At 65.4% G+C, this 19,713-nt stretch carries 17 protein-coding genes; 14 read left to right on the forward strand and 3 right to left on the reverse strand.

What is annotated here, in order from left to right; all coding sequences use genetic code 11:
* Positions 1-30: 30 nt before the first annotated feature.
* Positions 31-1,704, reverse strand: coding sequence for a DNA repair protein RecN (gene recN, locus ACR80S_RS09685; RefSeq protein ID WP_435403086.1), 1,674 nt, complete (start codon positions 1,702-1,704; stop codon positions 31-33).
* A 221-nt stretch (positions 1,705-1,925) separates the two neighbouring features.
* Between recN and grpE the strand changes: the two genes are divergently transcribed.
* From grpE to dnaJ, 3 genes are all read left to right on the forward strand, one after another.
* A complete protein-coding gene (grpE, locus tag ACR80S_RS09690) occupies positions 1,926-2,549 on the forward strand; it encodes a nucleotide exchange factor GrpE (RefSeq protein WP_435400933.1) in 624 nt (207 codons plus the stop codon).
* Positions 2,550-2,695: 146 nt separating this feature from the next.
* On the forward strand, positions 2,696-4,627 hold the full coding sequence (gene dnaK, locus ACR80S_RS09695) for a molecular chaperone DnaK (protein ID WP_435403087.1): 1,932 nt from the start codon (positions 2,696-2,698) through the stop codon (positions 4,625-4,627).
* A gap of 91 nt (positions 4,628-4,718) precedes the next feature.
* Positions 4,719-5,876, forward strand: a complete 1,158-nt coding sequence (dnaJ, locus tag ACR80S_RS09700; protein WP_435400931.1) for a molecular chaperone DnaJ — start codon at positions 4,719-4,721, stop codon at positions 5,874-5,876.
* Between the two features lie 113 nt (positions 5,877-5,989).
* Here the strand turns inward: dnaJ and ACR80S_RS09705 are convergent, their stop codons facing one another.
* Positions 5,990-6,625, reverse strand: a complete 636-nt coding sequence (locus ACR80S_RS09705; RefSeq protein WP_435400930.1) for an HNH endonuclease — start codon at positions 6,623-6,625, stop codon at positions 5,990-5,992.
* A 499-nt stretch (positions 6,626-7,124) separates the two neighbouring features.
* Here ACR80S_RS09705 and rhuM point away from each other — a divergent pair, with 499 nt between their 5' ends.
* The 9 genes from rhuM (at position 7,125) to greA (ending at position 16,163) form a co-directional block, all read left to right on the forward strand.
* Positions 7,125-8,138 (forward strand): RhuM family protein, encoded by a 1,014-nt coding sequence (rhuM, locus tag ACR80S_RS09710; protein WP_435403088.1) that lies wholly within the window; start codon positions 7,125-7,127, stop codon positions 8,136-8,138.
* 30 nt (positions 8,139-8,168) lie between these two features.
* Positions 8,169-8,447 carry a DUF2218 domain-containing protein gene (locus tag ACR80S_RS09715; RefSeq protein ID WP_435400928.1) on the forward strand — a complete coding sequence of 93 codons (279 nt, stop codon included), beginning with the start codon at positions 8,169-8,171 and terminating at the stop codon, positions 8,445-8,447.
* On the forward strand, positions 8,444-9,343 hold the full coding sequence (locus ACR80S_RS09720; protein WP_435400927.1) for an EamA family transporter: 900 nt from the start codon (positions 8,444-8,446) through the stop codon (positions 9,341-9,343). Before ACR80S_RS09715 ends, ACR80S_RS09720 begins: the two co-directional genes overlap by 4 nt.
* Positions 9,344-9,446: 103 nt before the next feature.
* On the forward strand, positions 9,447-9,728 hold the full coding sequence (locus tag ACR80S_RS09725) for a type II toxin-antitoxin system RelE/ParE family toxin (protein ID WP_435403089.1): 282 nt from the start codon (positions 9,447-9,449) through the stop codon (positions 9,726-9,728).
* Between the two features lie 25 nt (positions 9,729-9,753).
* The gene (locus tag ACR80S_RS09730; RefSeq protein ID WP_435400925.1) at positions 9,754-10,056 is read left to right on the forward strand and encodes a HigA family addiction module antitoxin; all 303 of its coding nucleotides are present in this window, start codon (positions 9,754-9,756) and stop codon (positions 10,054-10,056) included.
* Between the two features lie 65 nt (positions 10,057-10,121).
* Positions 10,122-10,928, forward strand: coding sequence for a 4-hydroxy-tetrahydrodipicolinate reductase (gene dapB, locus ACR80S_RS09735; RefSeq protein ID WP_435403090.1), 807 nt, complete (start codon positions 10,122-10,124; stop codon positions 10,926-10,928).
* A gap of 317 nt (positions 10,929-11,245) precedes the next feature.
* Positions 11,246-12,394, forward strand: coding sequence for a glutamine-hydrolyzing carbamoyl-phosphate synthase small subunit (gene carA, locus ACR80S_RS09740; RefSeq protein WP_435403091.1), 1,149 nt, complete (start codon positions 11,246-11,248; stop codon positions 12,392-12,394).
* Positions 12,395-12,459: 65 nt separating this feature from the next.
* On the forward strand, positions 12,460-15,690 hold the full coding sequence (gene carB / locus ACR80S_RS09745; protein WP_435400922.1) for a carbamoyl-phosphate synthase large subunit: 3,231 nt from the start codon (positions 12,460-12,462) through the stop codon (positions 15,688-15,690).
* Positions 15,687-16,163 carry a transcription elongation factor GreA gene (gene greA, locus ACR80S_RS09750; protein ID WP_435400921.1) on the forward strand — a complete coding sequence of 159 codons (477 nt, stop codon included), beginning with the start codon at positions 15,687-15,689 and terminating at the stop codon, positions 16,161-16,163. The genes carB and greA overlap by 4 nt, the downstream gene beginning before the upstream one ends.
* Before the next feature lie 81 nt (positions 16,164-16,244).
* On the opposite strand, the gene yhbY is transcribed toward greA, so the two are convergent.
* Positions 16,245-16,571: a ribosome assembly RNA-binding protein YhbY gene (gene yhbY, locus ACR80S_RS09755; protein ID WP_435400920.1), complete on the reverse strand. Its 327-nt coding sequence runs from the start codon at positions 16,569-16,571 to the stop codon at positions 16,245-16,247.
* 210 nt (positions 16,572-16,781) lie between these two features.
* Here yhbY and rlmE point away from each other — a divergent pair, with 210 nt between their 5' ends.
* Together rlmE and ftsH are read left to right on the forward strand one after the other, a co-directional pair.
* Positions 16,782-17,456 carry a 23S rRNA (uridine(2552)-2'-O)-methyltransferase RlmE gene (gene rlmE, locus ACR80S_RS09760; RefSeq protein ID WP_435403092.1) on the forward strand — a complete coding sequence of 225 codons (675 nt, stop codon included), beginning with the start codon at positions 16,782-16,784 and terminating at the stop codon, positions 17,454-17,456.
* A gap of 197 nt (positions 17,457-17,653) precedes the next feature.
* Positions 17,654-19,642: an ATP-dependent zinc metalloprotease FtsH gene (ftsH, locus tag ACR80S_RS09765; RefSeq protein ID WP_435400918.1), complete on the forward strand. Its 1,989-nt coding sequence runs from the start codon at positions 17,654-17,656 to the stop codon at positions 19,640-19,642.
* The last annotated feature ends 71 nt before the right edge of the window (positions 19,643-19,713 follow it).

The raw sequence follows: 19,713 nt of genomic DNA on the forward strand, positions 1-19,713 counted from the left end.
GTGCTTAGGGCCCTGTAATGTAAAGAGAGCTCAGTGGTGGGGGCGCTGGCTCGCGTCGAGCATCTCGCGTGCGTGGGCCAGGGTGCGTTCGGAGAGATTGACCCCCCCGAGCATGCGCGCCAGCTCACCGACCCGGCCGGCCTCGTCCAGCAGCGCCATGCGGGTGAGGGTGGTCTCCTGCTCCGCGTGCTTCTCGATGTGCAGGTGGCGGTGGGCCTGGGCCGCCACCTGGGGCAGGTGGGTCACGGTCATCACCTGGCCCTGCTCGCCCAGCCTGCGCAGCAGCTGGCCGACGATCTCGGCGGTGGCGCCGGAGACCCCCACGTCCACCTCGTCGAACACCAGGCTGGGAATGGTGGAGTGGCGGGCGGCCACCACCTGGATCGCCAGGCTGATCCGCGAGAGTTCGCCCCCGGAGGCCACCTTGGCCAGCGGACGGGCCGGCTGGCCAGGGTTGGCGCTGATCAGGAAGCGCACCCCCTCCATGCCCTCGGCGGCCGGCGTGTCACGCTCCTGCACCTCGGCCTCGAAGCGTGCCTTGTCCATGGCCAGGAAGGCGAGCTGCTCCTGCACCGCCTTGCCGAAGTGCGTGGCGGCCTGGTGGCGCGCCTCGCCCACCTGCCGGGCCTGCCCACGCCACCGCTCGCGCAGGGCGTCGACCTCGACCTCCAGCGCCTCGAGGTCCTCGTCGCCGCCTTCCAGGCGTGCAAGCTCCCCCTGCAGCCGCCGGTGCAGCTCGGTCAGCTCCTCGGGCATCACGTGGTGCTTGCGGGCCAGGCGGTGCACCTCGCCCAAGCGTTGCTCCACCCAGGCCAGGCGCTCCGGGTCGAGCTCGGTGCCTACGGCGAAGTGATGGAGCTCCCGGGCCGCTTCCTCGGCCTGGATGCGCGCCTCGCCCAGCATGGAGAGCGCCTCGGCCAGGCTGCCGCGGTCGCTGCCGGGCAGCGCTGAGAGGTGGTTGATTGCCTGGGTCAGCCGGGTCATGGCGCCGTCCTCGTCACCGTCGCAGCACTCGGCGGCGAACTGCGCCTCGCGCAGGCGCTCCTCGGCGTGGGCCAGCTCCTCCTGCTCCTCTTCCAGTGTCTTCAACTCGCCCTCGGCCAGGGCCAGCTGGTCGAGCTCCTCCACCTGGTAGCGCACCAGCTGGCGCCGGGCGACCAGCTCGTCGCCGTCCTCGGCCAGGCGCTTGAGGCGGCGCCGCGCGGCCTGCCAGGCGCGAAAGGTCTCGGCCATCTCGCCCACCGCCTCGCGGTGGCCGGCGAAGTCGTCGAGCAGGCGAAGGTGGGTTTCTTCGCGCAGCAGCGCCTGGTGGGCGTGCTGGCCGTGGATCTCGATCAACCGCTCGCCCAGCCCCTTGAGGTCGGCCACGGTGGCCGGCTGGCCGTTGATCCACGCCTTGGAGCGCCCATTGGCGCTGACCACCCGGCGCAGCAGGCAGTCGTCCACGGGCAGTTCTCGGGCCTCGAGCCAGGCCCGCGCCTCGGGCAGTGCAGCGATGTCGAAGCGGGCGGAGAGGTCGGCGCGATCACGGCCATGGCGCACGCTGCCGGCATCGCCACGTTCGCCCAGGCAGAGGCCCAGGGCCCCGAGCAGGATCGACTTGCCGGCACCGGTCTCGCCGGTGATGGCGGTCATGCCGCCGGCGAGCTCCAGCTCCAGGTGATCGACGATGGCGAAGTCGCGAATGGCAAGCTCAGTCAGCATGGTGCCTCCCGGGAAGTCTGCAGGTCCTGGGCTCAGGACTACTGGGCATTTATCCAATACGTGTTCGTTTATACAGTAGGCCAGCTTCCCCAACAATGCACGCGGTCTGTCCGCCTTGAGTTCCCGCGCCCCGGCCCCATATACCCCGCAGAATCGTAGTTTTCATCATTCACTAGTGAGCCGGCGGCCTGTGGTCGCCGCCTCCCTGTCAGGAGAGACCCATGGCCAGAGAGCCCCAGACCCCGCTTGACGAGGAACTTGCCCGTCGCGAGCAGGAGGCCGAACCGCAGCCCGTTGAAGGCGAGCTGGAGGATGCCGTCGAGGCGGCCGAGCAGGCAGAGTCGGCTGAGACTGAGGTAGAGAGCGACAACCCCGAGGCCGAGCTGCTGGCCGCCCGCGTCGAGGAACTGGAGCAGACCGTCGCCGAGGCCAAGGATCAGGCGCTGCGCGCTGCCGCCGAAGCCCAGAACGTGCGCCGCCGCGCTGAGCAGGAGGCCGAGAAGGCGCGCAAGTTCGCGCTGGAAAAGTTCGTCAAGGAGTTGCTGCCGGTGGTGGACAGCCTTGAGAAGGCCCTGGAGGCCATGGCGGATGAGGCCACCGAGGCCCATCGCGAGGGCGTCTCCATGACGCTGAAGATGCAGCAGGACGTGCTGGCCAAGTTCGGCGTCGAGGCCGTTGAGCCGTCGGGCGAGCCCTTCGACCCGCAGTTTCATGAGGCCATGGCCATGGTGCCCAACCCGGAGCTGGAGCCCAATACCGTCATGGACGTGATGCAGAAGGGCTACCTGCTCAACGGTCGCCTGGTGCGCCCGGCCATGGTGGTGGTCAGCCAGGCCGCCGGCTGAGGCACGACAAATACTGGCCGTGGGTCTTAAATCCCGGCCGCAGGGCTTGAAATGCCACCTGCGGCCCCCAGATAGATGTCAACTCCGCGGCGCATGCCGCAGAACACGACTCCGGATACACAGCAACGACTTTACGAGGATTTCCTATGGGACGCATCATCGGTATTGACCTGGGGACCACCAACTCCTGCGTGGCCGTGCTCGACGGCGACAGCGCCAAGGTGATCGAGAACGCCGAGGGCGCGCGCACCACGCCGTCCATCATCGCCTACACCGAGGATGGCGAGATCCTGGTGGGCCAGTCGGCCAAGCGCCAGGCGGTCACCAACCCGACCAACACCCTGTATGCCATCAAGCGCCTGATCGGCCGTCGCTTCAAGGACGACGTCGTCCAGAAGGACATCAAGATGGTGCCCTACACCATCTCCGAGGCCGACAATGGCGACGCCTGGGTCGAGGTCAATGGCAAGAAGCTGGCGCCGCCGCAGGTGAGCGCCGAAGTGCTGAAGAAGATGAAGAAGACCGCGGAAGACTACCTGGGTGAGGAAGTCACCGAGGCGGTCATCACCGTGCCGGCCTACTTCAACGACAGCCAGCGCCAGGCCACCAAGGATGCCGGCCGCATCGCCGGCCTCGAGGTCAAGCGCATCATCAACGAGCCCACCGCGGCGGCGCTGGCCTACGGCATGGACAAGTCCCGCGGCGACAAGACCATCGCGGTCTATGACCTGGGTGGCGGCACCTTCGACATCTCCATCATCGAGGTGGCGGACGTCGACGGCGAGACCCAGTTCGAGGTGCTGGCCACCAACGGCGACACCTTCCTGGGTGGCGAAGACTTCGACATGCACCTGATCAACTACCTGGTCGCTCAGTTCAAGTCCGACAGCGGCATCGATCTCTCCGGCGACAACCTGGCCATGCAGCGCCTCAAGGAAGCCGCCGAGAAGGCCAAGATCGAGCTTTCCAGCGCCCAGCAGACCGACGTCAACCTGCCCTACATCACCGCCGACAACACCGGTCCCAAGCACCTCAACGTGAAGGTGACCCGGGCCAAGCTGGAGTCGCTGGTGGAGGACCTGGTGCAGCGCTCCCTGGCGCCCTGCAAGATCGCACTCAAGGATGCTGGCCTGTCCGCCTCCGAGATCGACGATGTCATCCTGGTCGGCGGCCAGACCCGCATGCCCATGGTGCAGCAGAAGGTGGCCGACTTCTTCGGCAAGGAAGCGCGCAAGGACGTCAACCCGGACGAGGCCGTGGCCGTGGGTGCTGCCATCCAGGGCGGCGTGCTCGGCGGCGACGTCAAGGACGTGCTGCTGCTCGACGTCACCCCGCTGACCCTGGGCATCGAGACCCTGGGCGGCGTGATGACCCCGCTGATCGAGAAGAACACCACCATCCCGACCAAGAAGACCCAGACCTTCTCGACCGCGGATGACAACCAGACGGCCGTGACCATCCACGTGCTGCAGGGCGAGCGCAAGCAGGCGGGTGGCAACAAGTCGCTGGGCCGCTTCGACCTGGCCGACATCCCGCCGGCACCGCGCGGCCTGCCGCAGATCGAGGTCGCCTTCGACCTGGACGCCAACGGCATCCTCAACGTGTCCGCCAAGGACAAGGCCACCGGCAAGGAGCAGTCCATCGTCATCAAGGCCTCCAGCGGCCTGTCCGACGACGAGATCGAGCAGATGGTCCGCGACGCCGAGGCCCACGCCGACGAGGACAAGAAGTTCGAAGAGCTGGTGCAGCTGCGCAACCAGGCCGATGGCATGGTCCACGCCGCTCGCAAGACCGTGCAGGAAGCCGGCGAGCACGCCAGCGAGGACGAGAAGGAGGTCATCGAGAGCGCCGCCAAGGAGCTCGAGGAGGCCATCAAGGGGGATGACAAGGACGACATCCAGGCCAAGCTGGACAAGCTGACGGAAGCCTCCGGCAACCTGGCCCAGAAGATGTACGCAGCCCAGGCCGAGACGGCCCAGCAGGGCGGTGGCGAAGGCCAGGACGCCGGCGGCAAGCAGGAAGATGACGTGGTCGACGCCGAGTACGAAGAAGTCAATGACGACCAGAAAAAGCAGTAAACCACGCATCTGAACCACGGTTGACGCCAGCGCGGGGGCCTGACTCCCGCGTTGGTGTTTCCGCGGTACCGCGACGGAGGCGGACCGATCCATGTCCAAACGTGACTATTATGAGGTGCTGGGCGTAGAGCGCGGTGCCGACCAGAAAGAGATCAAGAAGGCCTACCGGCGCCTGGCTCAGAAGTTTCACCCCGACCGCAACCCGGACGACGAGACCTCCGCGGAGAAGTTCCGCGAGGTTTCCGAGGCCTATGAGGTGCTCACCGACGGCGAGAAGCGCGCGGCCTACGACCAGTTCGGCCATGCCGGCGTGGACAGCCAGGCGGGCGGCTTCGGCGGCGGTGGCTTTGGCGGAGCGGGTGCCGGGGGCTTCAGCGACATCTTCGGCGACGTGTTCGGCGACATCTTCGGCGGCGGCGGAGGGGGCGGGCGTCGTCATCCCAACGCCCCGGCCCGTGGCAGCGACCTGCGCTACAACCTCGAGCTCGACCTCGAGAATGCGGTCTCCGGCACCAGCGTGGATATCCGTGTGCCGCGCCACGTGGAGTGCGAGCGCTGCGATGGCCAGGGCGCCGAGCCGGGCTCCAGCAAGGAGACCTGCCCGACCTGTGCTGGCCATGGCCAGGTACGCATGCAGCAGGGCTTCTTCGCCGTGCAGCAGACCTGCCCGACCTGCCACGGCTCCGGCCAGCACATCAAGGTGCCGTGCCACAAGTGCAACGGCGAGGGCCGCGTGCGCGAGACCCGCACCCTTTCCGTGAAGATTCCCTCCGGCGTGGATACCGGCGATCGCATTCGCCTCAACGGCGAGGGCGAGGCAGGCCTCAACGGCGGCCCGCCCGGGGATCTCTACGTCCAGGTGCACATCAAGCCGCACCATATCTTCGAGCGCGACGGCAAGCACCTGCACTGCGAGGTGCCGATCAACTTCGTTGACGCCGCACTGGGCGGTGAGTTGGAGGTGCCGACCCTGGATGGCCGGGTGAAGCTGAAGATCCCGCCCGAGACCCAGACCGGCAAGCTGTTCCGCCTGCGCGGCAAGGGCGTGAAGCCGGTGCGCGGTGGCGCCCCCGGCGACCTGCTGTGCAAGGTGGTGGTGGAGACCCCGGTGAAGCTCAACGAGGAGCAGAAGGAGCTGCTGCGCAGCTTCCAGGACAGCCTCGGCGGCACCAACAGCGCCCACCACTCGCCCAAGAAGAGCGGCTTCTTCGACGGCGTGAAGAAGTTCTTCGAGGATATGAAGCCGTAAGCGGTATCATCCTCGCAGGAACAGACAGGGCCCCGGCATCTCACGATGCCGGGGCCCTGTCGCGTTCAAGTTCTGGGTTTATCGCCGGACGTTCATGGTTGGACAAGGAGTTCTCAGCGCTGCAGATTGTCCAGCCGCCAGGCCAGGGCGTCCCTGGCCGGCTGCCAGCGAGGATCTCGGGGCAGCACCAGCGACTGGCCGTCCAGTTCACACAGCCAACGGTTGTCGGGCACCAAGGCATCTACCGCAGGGCTGAGGTGCCAGCGATGATCCGGACCCGGGGCGATCAGGTGGCTATCCATGGCCCAGTGCAGGTTGGGTGTCAGGGCAAGACCGTTGCAGGGGCGGTCATCCTGGCTCTCGGCGAAGGGCACCAGGTGGGCCGCCTCCACCAGGTAGCGATAGTCGGGGGTGATATAGCGCAATCGGCTGGCCGCGCAGCGATAGTCGTAGGCCTGCAGCACCAGCGAGCGAAAGGCGGCGGAGCGGGCATATCTCTGGCTCTCTTCCTTCACGCTACCCGCCAGACGCTCGGGGTGTTTCTCGTACTCGCCACTTGCCAGCGCCGTCTGGAGATACTGCCGCACTCGGGAATAGGCCCGGCTATCAGTGGAGAGGTAGTGGGAAGCCAGCAGCGAGCAAGCTTCTTTGGCAGCCGTACTGTCTTCAAGGGTTGAAAACAGAGCGGGATCAAGTGAAGCGGCGCCGAAACGCTGCTCGATCTGCTTCAATGATTTCGGCTGTCCCATCTGATCGGCCAGTTCCCGGACGGGGGCAAGATAATCTGGGCGCCAGAGTTTGCCGGTGGGCCCTTTCCTATTCCTCAGCGCCCATATCGGCATCCAGGGGCGGGCTCTATGTCGTTCACCTGTCGCTATCTCGAAAATCTCGTAGTAGCGGGCGATTAGGCGTGTATCGATCTGAACAAGCGGGGAAATGATATGGCCGGCCTGAATCTCGCAGATGATCGCCAGAAGCAAGCAGGGTTGGTGAGGCGCAGGATGGTCTTCTTTCTTATCTACCCTCAGGCGAATCAGGCACTCCAAAATCTTATCCATACCTTTCCTTACCTCTCCCTCCATGGGATACCGCTAATATGTTACCACGCGAGCTTTGCTATTTTCGTCATGACATTGGGGTTAGCTGTATTCATGTACATGTGCTGTGGCGTGGGTTGACCAGCGGTAGTGGTTGATATGCGATATTGCTGGTTTGCAAGTGATGGAAGCAGGGGCAAGGAGGTGCAAGATGCAGCAGGTCCAGATTTTTCAGTCCAGCGATGGCGTCATCTCGCTGGAGGTGGCGCTGGACCAGGAGACCGTCTGGCTCAGCCAGGCACAGATGTGTGAGCTATTCGGCCGTGAGCGGTCGGTGGTGACCAAGCACATTCGCAATGTGTTTCGCGAAGGCGAACTCGACAAAAATTCAGTATGTGCAAAATATGCACATACTGCTCCTGACGGCAAAACCTATCAGATCGAGTACTACAATCTCGATGTGATCATCTCGGTCGGCTATCGGGTCAAGTCCCTGCGCGGGGTGCAGTTCCGGCGTTGGGCGACCTCGGTGCTGAAACAGCATCTGGTGCAGGGCTATACGCTCGACCGCAAGCGGCTGGCCGAGCGTGGCATCGAGTTCGAGCAGGCGGTGGTGCTGCTCTCCCGCACTCTGGCCAATCAACAACTGGTCGAGCCGGTGGGCGAAGAGGTGCTCAAGGTCATCGGCGAGTACGCGCGTTCATGGAGCCTGTTGCAGGGCTATGATGAGCAGAGCCTGGGAGAAGTCAGCACTCGCCAGAACGACATGCGACCATTGCATCTGGACGATGCCCTCGCGGGCATCGCGTCTCTGAAACGCGAGTTGATGGCCAAGGGCGAGGCGACCGAGTTGTTCGGGCAGCTGCGCGGTGATGGCCTGGCCTCGGCACTGGCGACCATCGAGCAAGGCTTCGGCGACGAGTTTTTCTATCCGAACGTGGCCAGCCGGGCGGCGCACCTGCTCTATTTCGTGATCAAAAATCATCCGCTTGCAGATGGCAACAAGCGTACCGGCTCCTTCCTCTTCCTCTGGTACCTGCGCCTCAACCAGCGCCTGCTGGCCCGTCCCGTGGAGCGAATGGTCAACGACAATACGCTGGTGGCCCTGGCGCTGCTGGTGGCCGAGAGCCTGCCGGCCCAGAAGACACTGATGATCCGGCTCATTGAGCACTTCGTGCTGCTGAAATCACCGCTTGGCGAAGGCGGCGATACCGTCATAGGCTGATAGTCCGATACCCCGCAGGAGGAAAGCGCCATGCCGATTTCACGCGCCGAGATTCACGCCGAGGACGCCGAGGTGCTGATCGACCAGCTCTGTCAGCGCTGGTCCGCAGACAATACGGTGGAGCACCATGATCACGGCGTAGAGGTGAATTTCGGAGACGGCAGCTGCTACCTGGTGGCAGAGCCGGACAAGCTGGTGGTGGTGGTGGAGGCCGTCGAGGACACTATCCACGATCGCCTGGAAGGGGAGGTAGATGCCGCCCTGGATGCCTTGAAGGGCGTCGAGCTGGATATCATCTGGGAGGCATGACCGGCGCGACCACCCCGGCGGCTGCCCATCTGGGCATGCTGCTGTGGGCGGTGCTGGTGGGCCTGTCGTTTCCCGCCGTGGGGCTGATGAGCGAGCTGCCGCCGCTGTCGCTCACCGCCCTGCGCTTCGCCATCGCCTGCAGCGCGCTGTGGTGGCTGGCGCGCCGCTCCCCGGAATTCTTGCCGCCCTGGCGCCTGCTACCGCTGTATTCTCTGATGGGCCTCTGCCTGGCCGGCTTCTTTGGCGCCATGTTCTGGGCGGCCCACCACGCCACGGCGCTTTCCATGGCGACCCTCTTCGTGAGCGTGCCGCTGCTGGCCTTCCTGCTGGGCCTGGGCCTGCGGCTGGAGCTCCCGGGCTGGCGGTTGCCGGCGATCCTGGCGCTGGGGGCCGCCGGCGCCCTGGGGCTGGCCGTCGCCGAGGCGTGGCAGCAGGGCGGGCACCTGCACTTCGGCATCGGTGAGGCGGTGTTCTTCCTGGGCTGTCTCTCCACGGCGCTCTATCCGGTGCTCAGCAAGTGGGGCCTGACCACGGGGCGGCTGCCCGAGTCGGCGGCGGTACGTACCTTCTGGAGCCTGGGGGCGGGCGGCGTGCTCATCGGTCTGGTGGCGCTGATGGTCGAGCCGCTGGCCAGGCTTGCTACCATGAGCGGCCGGGACCTGGCGCTGCTGGTCTACCTGGGGCTCTTCTCCAGCGCCCTGACCTTCTGGCTGATGCAGCGGGCCACGGCGGCGCTAACGCCGGGCGTGGTCACCGCCTACGGCTACCTGGTGCCCTTCGTCTCCATGCTTCTGCTCTTCGTGCAGTCCCCGGCCAGCCTCGACTGGGTGTGGCTGCCCGGTGCTCTCGCGGTGCTGGGGGCCATGTTGCTGCTGATGCGCAATGGCCGAGCCTAGCCTGTCTCGCCATCACCCCTGTCTCGTGTGGAGTGCCAGGTCGCTGGTGGAAAGGGTGGGTGTTCCGCTTGACGTATTACGCATCGCGATATATTTTTCCCGCATGATCGAGTCCTTTGCCTGCAAGCACACACAGCAGCTATTCGAGGGAGGCAAGTGCCCCCGGGCATTTCGTGGCTTCCAGCGTCAGGCCGAGCGGAAACTGCAGTTTCTTGATTCGGCGACCACGCTGGAGTTCCTGCGCTCACCACCCGGCAACCGTCTCGAAGCGCTGCGCGGTGACAGGGAGGGGCAGTACAGCATTCGTATCAACGAGCAGTGGAGGCTTTGCTTTCGCTTCGAGAGCGGTGCCGCCTTCGACGTCGAGATCGTGGACTATCACTGAGCTTTGTCGAGCAGGAGTTGCCATCATGGTCAAGAACGGTATGCGGCCCATCCATCCGGGCGAGGTGCTCCGTGAGGACTATCTTCAGCCGCTGGGAATGAGCGTCAATGCGCTGGCGCGAGAGTTGCGTGTGCCGGCGACACGTCTGCATGAAATCGTCAATGAGCGTCGCTCCATTTCGGCGGATACGGCACTGAGGCTGGCGCGCTACTTTGGTGGAGATGCCCAGTCGTGGCTGAACCTGCAGGCTGCCTACGAGCTCAGGAGTGTCGAGCTGGACCGTGGAAAAGAAATTGAGCGGGACGTCTTGCCGAGGGATGTCGCTTGAGGCGCTGACGCCTCTGATATACTGCCGACCCTTCTTGAACCGCTACCGCTTCAACAGGAGTCCACATGACCCGTATCGCCATCGTCGGTGTCGCCGGCCGCATGGGCCGCACCCTGGTCAACGCCGTGCAGCAGGATGACGGCGCCACCCTGGCCGGCGGCATCGTCGAGCCGGGCAGTACGCTTACCGGTGCCGATATCGGCGAGTTGGCCGGGGTCGGTAGGCTGGGCGTGAGTGCCGTGGATTCACTTGAGGCGATCGTCGAGGACTTCGACGTGCTGATCGACTTCACCGCCCCCGACGTGACGCTGGCCAACCTGGCCTTCTGCGCCGAGCACGGCAAGCGCATGGTGATCGGCACCACCGGCCTCTCCGACGAGGAGTTGGCCGAGCTGGACGGCTATGACGAGAAGCTCCCCTTCGTGTTCGCGCCGAACATGAGCGTGGGCGTCAACCTGACGCTTAAGCTGCTGGAGACGGCGGCCAGGGCGCTGGGCGACGAGGGCTACGACATCGAGGTGATCGAGGCGCACCATCGCCACAAGGTGGATGCCCCCTCCGGCACCGCGCTGAAGATGGGCGAGGTGGTGGCCGAGAGCCTGGGCCGCACCCTCAAGGAGCACGGCGTCTTCGAGCGGGTGGGCCAGTGCGGGCCGCGCACCGACAAGGAGATCGGCTTCGCCACCGTGCGCGCCGGGGACATCGTCGGTGAGCACACCGTAATGTTCGCCACCGAGGGCGAGCGCATCGAGATCACCCACAAGGCCTCGAGCCGCATGACCTTCGCCAAGGGGGCGGTGCGCGCGGCACGCTGGGTGGCCGACCAAAGCGCAGGGCGCTACTCGATGCAGGATGTGCTCGGTCTGGACTGACCGGGTCTGGGCTGTCTGGGAGCTGGGGGTAGTCACCAGGGGGCATTTCCTGTAGTATTCCGAAAATTTTGGCCGGGCGCATGGGCGAAAGCCCCCTTCATACATAGCGCTTGTTGCTTCGGCCCCCAGTGTTCTGGGCGAATCAGTTCCGAGCGAATGACAACAAGCGGGATGAAACCGGTCTAGATCGGGTTTCGTCCCGCTTTTTTGCGGGGCGGCCATCCGCGGGGCGGCCACTGGGAAGCAGCATTCCTGGGCGAGCTGTCTCTTGTAGCTGTCGGTAAAAGCTGTTTGTAAAAACATGGGAGGACGTTGCATTGAACAAACCCGCGATACTGGCCCTGGAAGACGGCAGTGTGTTTCATGGCACGGCGATCGGTGCCGATGGACAGACCAGCGGTGAGGTGGTGTTCAATACGGCAATGACCGGCTATCAGGAGATCCTCACGGATCCCTCCTATACCCGCCAGATCGTCACCCTCACCTACCCCCATATCGGCAACACCGGCGTCAACGCCGAGGATGTCGAGTCTGGCGCCATCGCCGCCGCCGGCCTGGTGATCCGCGATCTGCCGCTTGCGGCCAGCAGCTTTCGCAGCGAACAGACACTCTCCGACTACCTGAAGAGCCAGAACGTGCTGGGCATTGCCGAGATCGATACCCGCCGGCTGACCCGCATCCTGCGCGACAAGGGCGCCCAGAACGGCGCCATCCTGGCCGGCGCCGAGGCAGAAGGCGACGACTCCGTCGAGCGTGCCCTGGCCGCCGCCCGAGCCTTCCCCGGCCTCAAGGGCATGGACCTGGCCAAGGTGGTCTCCTGCCAGACGCCCTACGCGTGGAGCGAAGGCGAGTGGGCCCTGGGCGAAGGCTACGCCGATGCCTCCGCGGCAGAGCGCCCCTTCCACGTGGTCGCCTACGATTTCGGCGTGAAGCGCAACATCCTGCGCATGCTCGCCTCCCGCGGCTGCCGCCTCACCGTGGTGCCGGCCCAGACCCCGGCGGAAGAGGTGCTGGCGATGCGCCCGGACGGCGTCTTCCTGGCCAACGGCCCGGGCGACCCCGAGCCCTGTGACTATGCCATCAAGGCGATCGGCGAGATCCTCGAGACCGAGACCCCGATCTTCGGCATCTGCCTGGGCCACCAGCTGCTGGCGCTGGCCAGCGGCGCGAAGACCGTGAAGATGAATCATGGCCACCACGGCGCCAACCACCCGGTGCAGGACCTCGACACCGGCTGCGTGATGATCACCAGCCAGAACCACGGCTTCGCCGCCGACGAGGCGAGCCTGCCGGCCAACCTGCGCGCCACCCATCGCTCACTTTTTGACGGCACCCTGCAGGGGATCGAGCGCACCGACCGCCCGGCCTTCGGCTTCCAGGGCCACCCGGAAGCGAGCCCCGGCCCGAAGGACGTCGCGCCGCTGTTCGACCGCTTCGTCGCGATGATGAAGGCCCGCCAGGCCTGAACCAGACCGCGAAGCGCCAGCCCGAGACACGTCGCCCCTCGTCACCTATTTCTGCGGGAAGCACCATGCCCAAGCGTACCGACATCCAGAGCATCCTGATCATTGGCGCCGGCCCCATCGTCATCGGCCAGGCGTGCGAATTCGACTACTCCGGCGCCCAGGCCTGCAAGGCGCTGCGCGAGGAGGGCTACCGGGTCATCCTGGTGAACTCCAACCCGGCCACCATCATGACCGACCCGGCCATGGCCGATGCCACCTACATCGAGCCGATCACCTGGCAGACGGTGGAGAAGATCATCGAGGCCGAGCGCCCCGATGCCATCCTGCCCACCATGGGCGGTCAGACCGCGCTCAACTGCGCCCTGGACCTGGACAAGCACGGCGTGCTGGCCAAGTACGGCGTGGAGATGATCGGTGCCAACGCCGACGCCATCAACATGGCCGAGGACCGCGACCTCTTCGACCAGGCCATGCGGCGCATCGGCCTGGAGTGCCCCAGGGCCGAGGTGGCCCACAGCATGGAGGAGGCCTGGCGCATCCAGGCGACGCTGGGTTTCCCGGCAATCATCCGTCCCTCCTACACCATGGGCGGTTCCGGCGGCGGCGTGGCCTACAACAAGGAGGAGTTCGAGGAGATCTGTACCCGCGGCTTCGAACTCTCCAACAACCATGAGTTGCTGATCGACGAGTCGCTGCTGGGGTGGAAGGAGTACGAGATGGAGGTCGTCCGTGATCGGAACGATAACTGCATCATTGTCTGCGCCATCGAGAACTTTGACCCCATGGGCGTGCACACCGGTGATTCCATCACCGTGGCCCCGGCCCAGACGCTGACCGACAAGGAGTACCAGATCATGCGCGACGCCTCGCTGGCGGTGCTGCGCGAGATCGGCGTCGAGACCGGTGGCTCCAACGTGCAGTTCGGCATGGATCCCGACACCGGGCGCATGGTGGTCATCGAGATGAACCCGCGGGTGTCGCGCTCCTCGGCGCTGGCCTCCAAGGCCACGGGCTTCCCGATCGCCAAGATCGCCGCCAAGCTGGCGGTAGGCTACACCCTGGACGAGCTGTCGAACGACATCACCGGCGGGCGCACTCCGGCCTCGTTCGAGCCGGCCATCGATTACGTGGTCACCAAGATCCCGCGTTTCACCTTCGAGAAGTTCCCCCAGGCCAACGACCGCCTGACCACCCAGATGAAGTCGGTGGGCGAGGTGATGGCCATCGGTCGCACCTTCCAGGAGTCGCTGCAGAAGGCGGTGCGCGGCCTGGAGACCGGCAACGACGGCCTCGACCCCGTCTTCACCGAGTTCACCCCCGAGGCCATGGCGCACATCAAGGGCGAGCTGCAGGCCGCCGGCGCCGAGCGCATCTTCTACGTGGCCGACGCCATGCGTGCCGGGATGAGCGTCGACGAGGTCTTCGCGCTGACCAAGATCGACCCCTGGTACCTGGTCCAGCTCGAGGACCTGGTCAAGACCGAGCAGGCGGTGGAGCAGCGCTCGCTTTCTGAGCTCGACGCCCGCGACCTGTTCCGGCTCAAGCGCAAGGGCTTCAGTGATGCTCGCCTGGCCAGCCTGCTGGGCGTCTCCGAGAAGGAATTCCGCAAGACCCGCCAGCAGGCCGGCATCCGCCCGGTCTACAAGCGCGTCGATACCTGTGCGGCCGAGTTCGCATCAAACACCGCCTACATGTACTCCACCTACGAGGAGGAGTGCGAGGCGGAGGTCTCCGACCGCCAGAAGATCATGGTGCTGGGCGGCGGGCCCAACCGCATCGGCCAGGGCATCGAGTTCGACTACTGCTGTGTCCATGCCGCCTTCGCCATGCACGATGACGGTTATGAAACCATCATGGTCAACTGCAACCCGGAGACCGTCTCCACCGACTACGACACCAGCGATCGCCTCTACTTCGAGCCGGTGACCCTGGAGGACGTGCTGGAGATCGCCGACAAGGAGCAGCCGGTCGGGGTCATCGTGCAGTTCGGCGGCCAGACCCCGCTTAAGCTGGCCCGCGAGCTGGAGGCTGCCGGCGTGCCGATCATCGGCACCACCCCGGACGCCATCGACCGCGCCGAGGACCGCGAGCGCTTCCAGCAGATGATCGACAAGCTGGGCCTCAAGCAGCCGCCCAACGCCACCGCGCGCAGCTTCGAGGAGGCCTTCGCCAAGGCGGAGGGCATCGGCTATCCGCTGGTGGTGCGCCCGAGCTACGTGCTGGGCGGCCGCGCCATGGAGATCGTCTACGACGCCTCGGAGCTGGAAAACTACATGACCCATGCGGTCAAGGTCTCCAACGACTCCCCGGTGCTGCTCGACCACTTCCTCAACGCTGCCATCGAGATCGACATCGATGCGGTCAGCGACGGCAAGCAGGTGGTGATCGGCGGCATCATGCAGCATATCGAACAGGCCGGCGTGCACTCCGGCGACTCCGCCTGCTCGCTGCCGCCCTACTCGCTGCCCGCCGAGGTGCAGGACGAGATGCGCGACCAGGTCAGGCAGATGGCCGTGGAGCTGGGTGTGGTGGGCCTGATGAACGTGCAGCTGGCCTGGCAGGACGGCGAGATCTATATCATCGAGGTCAACCCGCGTGCCTCGCGCACCGTGCCCTTCGTCTCCAAGTGCATCGGCACGTCGCTTGCCCAGATCGCCGCGCGCTGCATGGCCGGCACCAGCCTCGAGGCGCAGGGCTTCACTCGCGAAATCGTGCCGCACTTCTTCAGCGTCAAGGAGGCGGTCTTCCCGTTCAACAAGTTCCCGGGCGTCGACCCGATCCTGTCGCCGGAGATGAAGTCCACCGGCGAGGTCATGGGCAGTGGGGGCACCTTTGCCGAGGCCTTCTACAAGGCTCAGCTGGGCGCCGGCGAGGCGATTCCGCCCGTCGATGGCGAGCGCAAGGCGTTCCTCTCGGTGCGCGAGCCGGACAAGGCGGGTGTTATCGAGGTGGCCCGTTCTCTGGTAACATTGGGCTTCACATTATGCGCGACCCGCGGTACCGCCGCCGCCCTCGAGGCCGCCGGTATCGACGTCGAGGTCGTGAACAAGGTCTTCGAAGGTCGTCCGCACATCGTCGATCTGCTCAAGAACGACGACATCGCCTATATCGTCAATACCACCGAGGGTCGCCAGGCGATCCAGGACTCCTCGGTGATCCGTCGCACCGCGCTTGCCCGCAAGGTCCCCTACGCCACCACCCTGGCGGGGGCCAGTGCCGTTTGCATGGCACTCGAGTATGGCAACGCGATCACGGTGCGGCGGCTTCAGGATTTGCATGCAGGAGCTGCACAATGAACAAGGTCCCAATGACCGTTGCCGGTGAGGCACGCCTGCGCAAGGAGCTCGAGCAGCTCAAGGGTGAGGCGCGCCCGAGGGTGATCGCTGCCATCGCTGAGGCTCGCGAGCACGGCGATCTCAAGGAGAACGCTGAGTACCACGCCGCTCGAGAGCAGCAGGGCTTCATCGAGGGGCGCATCCAGGAGATCGAGGGCAAGCTCGGGAGCGCCCAGGTGATCGACGTCACCAAGTTGCCCCAGACCGGCAAGGTTATCTTCGGCGTCACCGTCGAGCTGATCAACCTCGATACCGACGAGCAGGTGCGCTATCGCATCGTCGGCGAGGACGAGGCCGACATCAAGGCGGGGCTGATTTCGGTCACCTCGCCCATCGCCCGCGCCCTGATCGGCAAGGAAGAGGGCGACGTGGTGGTGGTCAAGACCCCGGGCGGCAACGTCGAGTACGAGATCGGCGGCATCGAGCACCTCTGAGCGTTCGGCCTTGCCCGGTATCAAATGAAAGGCCCGCGGTTGTCCGCGGGCCTTTTGCCTTCTCTGGGTCAGGGTCGGCGATCAGTGCCTCCCGTGATGCCCCTCGAAGCGTTGGACGTTGGAGAGCTTCGGATTGACCTGAGGGTTGCGGCGATAGAGCAGTGCCATCTTGCCGATGGTCTGCACCAGCTCGGCGCCGCTGGCGGCGACCAGTTTCTGCAGCATGGCGGCGCGGTCGTCGCGCTCCGGCAGGGCCAGCTTTATCTTGATCAGCTCATGGTCGGACAGCGCCCGGTCGAGCTCCGCCAGCACTCCCTCGGAGATGCCGTTCTCGGAGACCGTCACCACCGGGTTCAGGTGGTGGCCAATGCTGCGAAATGCCTTCTTTTGTGCCTGTGACAAGCTCATGGTATCTTGCATCTTCTTAGTTGCGCGCAGCCAGACATGGTACGCGTAAATTGCCATGCCGAAAATGGCCTAGGCGAAATGCCGCGCAGCGCAACGCCGGGCCGGGCCGAGCCCTGTGTCGAAGGGTAGGCCGGCCCGAGCCGCTGCGCTCGTCGCCCTTCGCATGTCGCTCCCGCGCCTCTCCGTTACCCTCCACCTCCTGGTGATGCCGTGGCTCGCTCCCGCTCAACATCCCCCGCTTCCGGCAAGGCGCCGGCCAGCAAGAGCCCGGTCAGCAAGACCAGCAAGGGCTGGCTGAAGGAGCACTTCGACGATCAGTACGTGCAGCGCTCCTGGCAGGATGGCTACCGCTCCCGGGCCAGCTACAAGCTGCTGGAGCTGGAGGACAAGGACCGCCTCTTCAAGCCCGGCATGACGGTGATTGATCTGGGCGCCGCCCCCGGCGGTTGGAGCCAGGTGGCGGCCGAAAAGGTGGGCTCCGAGGGGGTGGTGATCGCTTCCGACATCCTCGAGATGGATGCCCTGGCAGGCGTCGACTTCCTCCAGGGGGACTTCACCGAGGAGGTGGTCCTCGAGGCGATCCTCGCCGCGCTGGGCGAGCGTCCGGTGGACTTGGTGATGTCCGACATGGCGCCCAACATGAGCGGCATGGTCGCCATCGACCAGCCCCAGGCGATGGTCCTGGTGGAACTGGCGCTGGACCTGGCCGGTCAGACCTTGCGACCTGGCGGCACCTTCCTGGCCAAGGTGTTCCAGGGCGAGGGCTTCGACGAATACCTGAAGTGCCTGCGCGAGCGCTTTACCCGGGTGGTGACCCGCAAGCCGGGCGCCTCCCGGACGCGCTCCCGCGAGGTCTATCTGCTGGCGCAGGGCTTCCGCGGCTGACCCTGTCCGGGTGGCTCGATAGGCGTGGGCTACCGGCGCGATTGCCGGACAGGGGTGCGTAACTGTGTCAAAGTGGAGCCTGAGGTGGACCGTCCGCGCCGAGGTGCCGGCGGTGGCCGAACGCGGCCTGCTCATGTAGTGTCAAATGTGCCAGGCGCATATGTGGCCGACAGATTTCTGATATTGAGGGTAGTCCCTTGAACGATATGGCGAAGAACTTGATTCTGTGGTTGGTCATCGCGGCGGTGCTGCTGACGGTGTTCAACAACTTCAGCGTCGACAGCTCACCTCAATCGATGAACTATTCTCAGTTCGTCCAGCAGGTGCAGAACCAGCAGGTGCGCAGCGTCACCATCGATGGCTACACGATCAGCGGCGAGCGCACCGACGGCTCCTCGTTTCAGACCATCCGCCCCGCGGCGGAGGATCCCAAGCTGATCGACGACCTGCTCACCAACAATGTCACCGTGGTGGGCAAGGAGCCGGAGCAGCAGAGCATCTGGACGCGGCTGTTGATTGCCAGCTTCCCGATCCTGCTGATCCTGGCGATCTTCATGTTCTTCATGCGTCAGATGCAGGGCGGTGGCGCCGGCAAGGGCGGCCCCATGAGCTTCGGCAAGTCCAAGGCCAAGCTGCTCTCCCAGGATCAGATCAAGACCACCTTCGCCGACGTAGCCGGCTGCGACGAGGCCAAGGCGGAGGTCGAGGAGCTGGTCGACTTCCTGCGCGACCCCACCAAGTTCCAGCGTCTCGGCGGTACCATTCCTCGCGGCGTGTTGATGGTGGGCCCGCCAGGTACCGGCAAGACGCTGCTCGCCAAGTCCATCGCCGGCGAGGCCAAGGTGCCGTTTTTCTCGATCTCCGGCTCAGACTTCGTCGAGATGTTCGTCGGCGTGGGTGCCTCCCGCGTGCGCGACATGTTCGAGCAGGCCAAGAAGCAGGCGCCCTGCATCATCTTCATCGACGAGATCGACGCCGTGGGCCGCTCCCGCGGGGTCGGCATGGGCGGCGGCAACGACGAGCGCGAGCAGACCCTCAATCAGCTGTTGGTTGAGATGGACGGCTTCGAGCCCAACGAGGGCATCATCGTCATCGCCGCCACCAACCGTCCCGACGTGCTGGACCCGGCGCTGATGCGCCCGGGCCGTTTCGATCGCCAGGTGGTGGTGCCGTTACCCGATATCCGCGGCCGCGAGCATATTCTCAACGTGCACCTGCGCAAGGTGCCGCTGGCCGATGACGTCAAGCCGTCGCTGATCGCCCGCGGTACCCCGGGCTTCTCTGGCGCTGATCTGGCCAACCTGGTCAACGAGGGCGCGCTGTTCGCCGCGCGGCGCAACAAGCGCCTGGTGGGCATGGAGGAGCTGGAGCTAGCCAAGGACAAGATCATGATGGGTGCCGAGCGCCGCTCCATGGTCATGACCGAGAAGGAGAAGCTCAACACCGCCTACCACGAGTCGGGCCACGCCATCATCGGCCTGGTGATGCCGGAGCACGACCCGGTTTACAAGGTGACCATCATCCCGCGTGGCCGCGCCCTGGGTGTGACCATGTTCCTGCCCGAGCAGGATCGCTACAGCCTGTCGCGTCGCCAGATCATCGGCCAGATCTGTTCGCTTTTCGGTGGGCGGATTGCCGAGGAAATGACGCTGGGTCCGGATGGTGTGACGACCGGCGCCTCCAATGACATCAAGCGTGCCACCGAACTGGCCCACAGCATGGTGGCCAAGTGGGGCCTTTCCGAAGAGATGGGGCCGATCATGTACGACGAGGACGAGTCTCACCAGTTCCTCGGCGGCGCGGGCCAGGGCGGCGGCAAGATGAAGTCCGGCGAGACCATCTCGAAGCTTGACAAGGAAGTCCGCAAGGTCATCGACGACTGCTACGAGCAGGCGCGCCAGATCCTCGCGGAGAACCGCGACAAGCTCGACGCCATGGCCGAGGCGCTGATGAAGTACGAGACCATCGATGCCGACCAGCTCAAGGACATCATGGAGGGCCGCGATCCGCGTCCGCCCAAGGACTGGGAGGACGGTGACTCCTCCGGCCCCGGTGCCCCGGTGACCGAGGGGCCAGAGGCGGAGGCGACGCCGGAGGCGCCGGATGAGGTCGACGGCGGTGAGGAGGATGACGACGAGCCCCGCCGCCGTCCCTCAGACCCGCTGGGTGGCCCGGCCGGCTCCTGACCCCGCTCGTCAACCACTGCCAGGCGCCCCTTTCGGGGCGCCTGCGCTTTGTAAGCCCCCCCGTCAATGCA

The organism is Halomonas salsilacus (genome assembly GCF_051216275.1).
GTDB lineage: Bacteria > Pseudomonadota > Gammaproteobacteria > Pseudomonadales > Halomonadaceae > Halomonas.

What these genes read in the sequence shown, in the direction of transcription:
- yhbY (WP_435400920.1), bottom strand. Translation starts at nt 16,571, where the DNA reads ATGAGCTTGTCACAGGCACAAAAGAAGGCATTTCGCAGCATTGGCCAC.
- rhuM (WP_435403088.1), top strand. Translation starts at nt 7,125, where the DNA reads ATGCAGCAGGTCCAGATTTTTCAGTCCAGCGATGGCGTCATCTCGCTG.
- dapB (WP_435403090.1), top strand. Translation starts at nt 10,122, where the DNA reads ATGACCCGTATCGCCATCGTCGGTGTCGCCGGCCGCATGGGCCGCACC.
- ACR80S_RS09705 (WP_435400930.1), bottom strand. Translation starts at nt 6,625, where the DNA reads ATGGGACAGCCGAAATCATTGAAGCAGATCGAGCAGCGTTTCGGCGCC.
- recN (WP_435403086.1), bottom strand. Translation starts at nt 1,704, where the DNA reads ATGCTGACTGAGCTTGCCATTCGCGACTTCGCCATCGTCGATCACCTG.
- carB (WP_435400922.1), top strand. Translation starts at nt 12,460, where the DNA reads ATGCCCAAGCGTACCGACATCCAGAGCATCCTGATCATTGGCGCCGGC.
- ACR80S_RS09720 (WP_435400927.1), top strand. Translation starts at nt 8,444, where the DNA reads ATGACCGGCGCGACCACCCCGGCGGCTGCCCATCTGGGCATGCTGCTG.
- ACR80S_RS09725 (WP_435403089.1), top strand. Translation starts at nt 9,447, where the DNA reads ATGATCGAGTCCTTTGCCTGCAAGCACACACAGCAGCTATTCGAGGGA.
- greA (WP_435400921.1), top strand. Translation starts at nt 15,687, where the DNA reads ATGAACAAGGTCCCAATGACCGTTGCCGGTGAGGCACGCCTGCGCAAG.
- ACR80S_RS09730 (WP_435400925.1), top strand. Translation starts at nt 9,754, where the DNA reads ATGGTCAAGAACGGTATGCGGCCCATCCATCCGGGCGAGGTGCTCCGT.
- ACR80S_RS09715 (WP_435400928.1), top strand. Translation starts at nt 8,169, where the DNA reads ATGCCGATTTCACGCGCCGAGATTCACGCCGAGGACGCCGAGGTGCTG.
- dnaJ (WP_435400931.1), top strand. Translation starts at nt 4,719, where the DNA reads ATGTCCAAACGTGACTATTATGAGGTGCTGGGCGTAGAGCGCGGTGCC.
- dnaK (WP_435403087.1), top strand. Translation starts at nt 2,696, where the DNA reads ATGGGACGCATCATCGGTATTGACCTGGGGACCACCAACTCCTGCGTG.
- grpE (WP_435400933.1), top strand. Translation starts at nt 1,926, where the DNA reads ATGGCCAGAGAGCCCCAGACCCCGCTTGACGAGGAACTTGCCCGTCGC.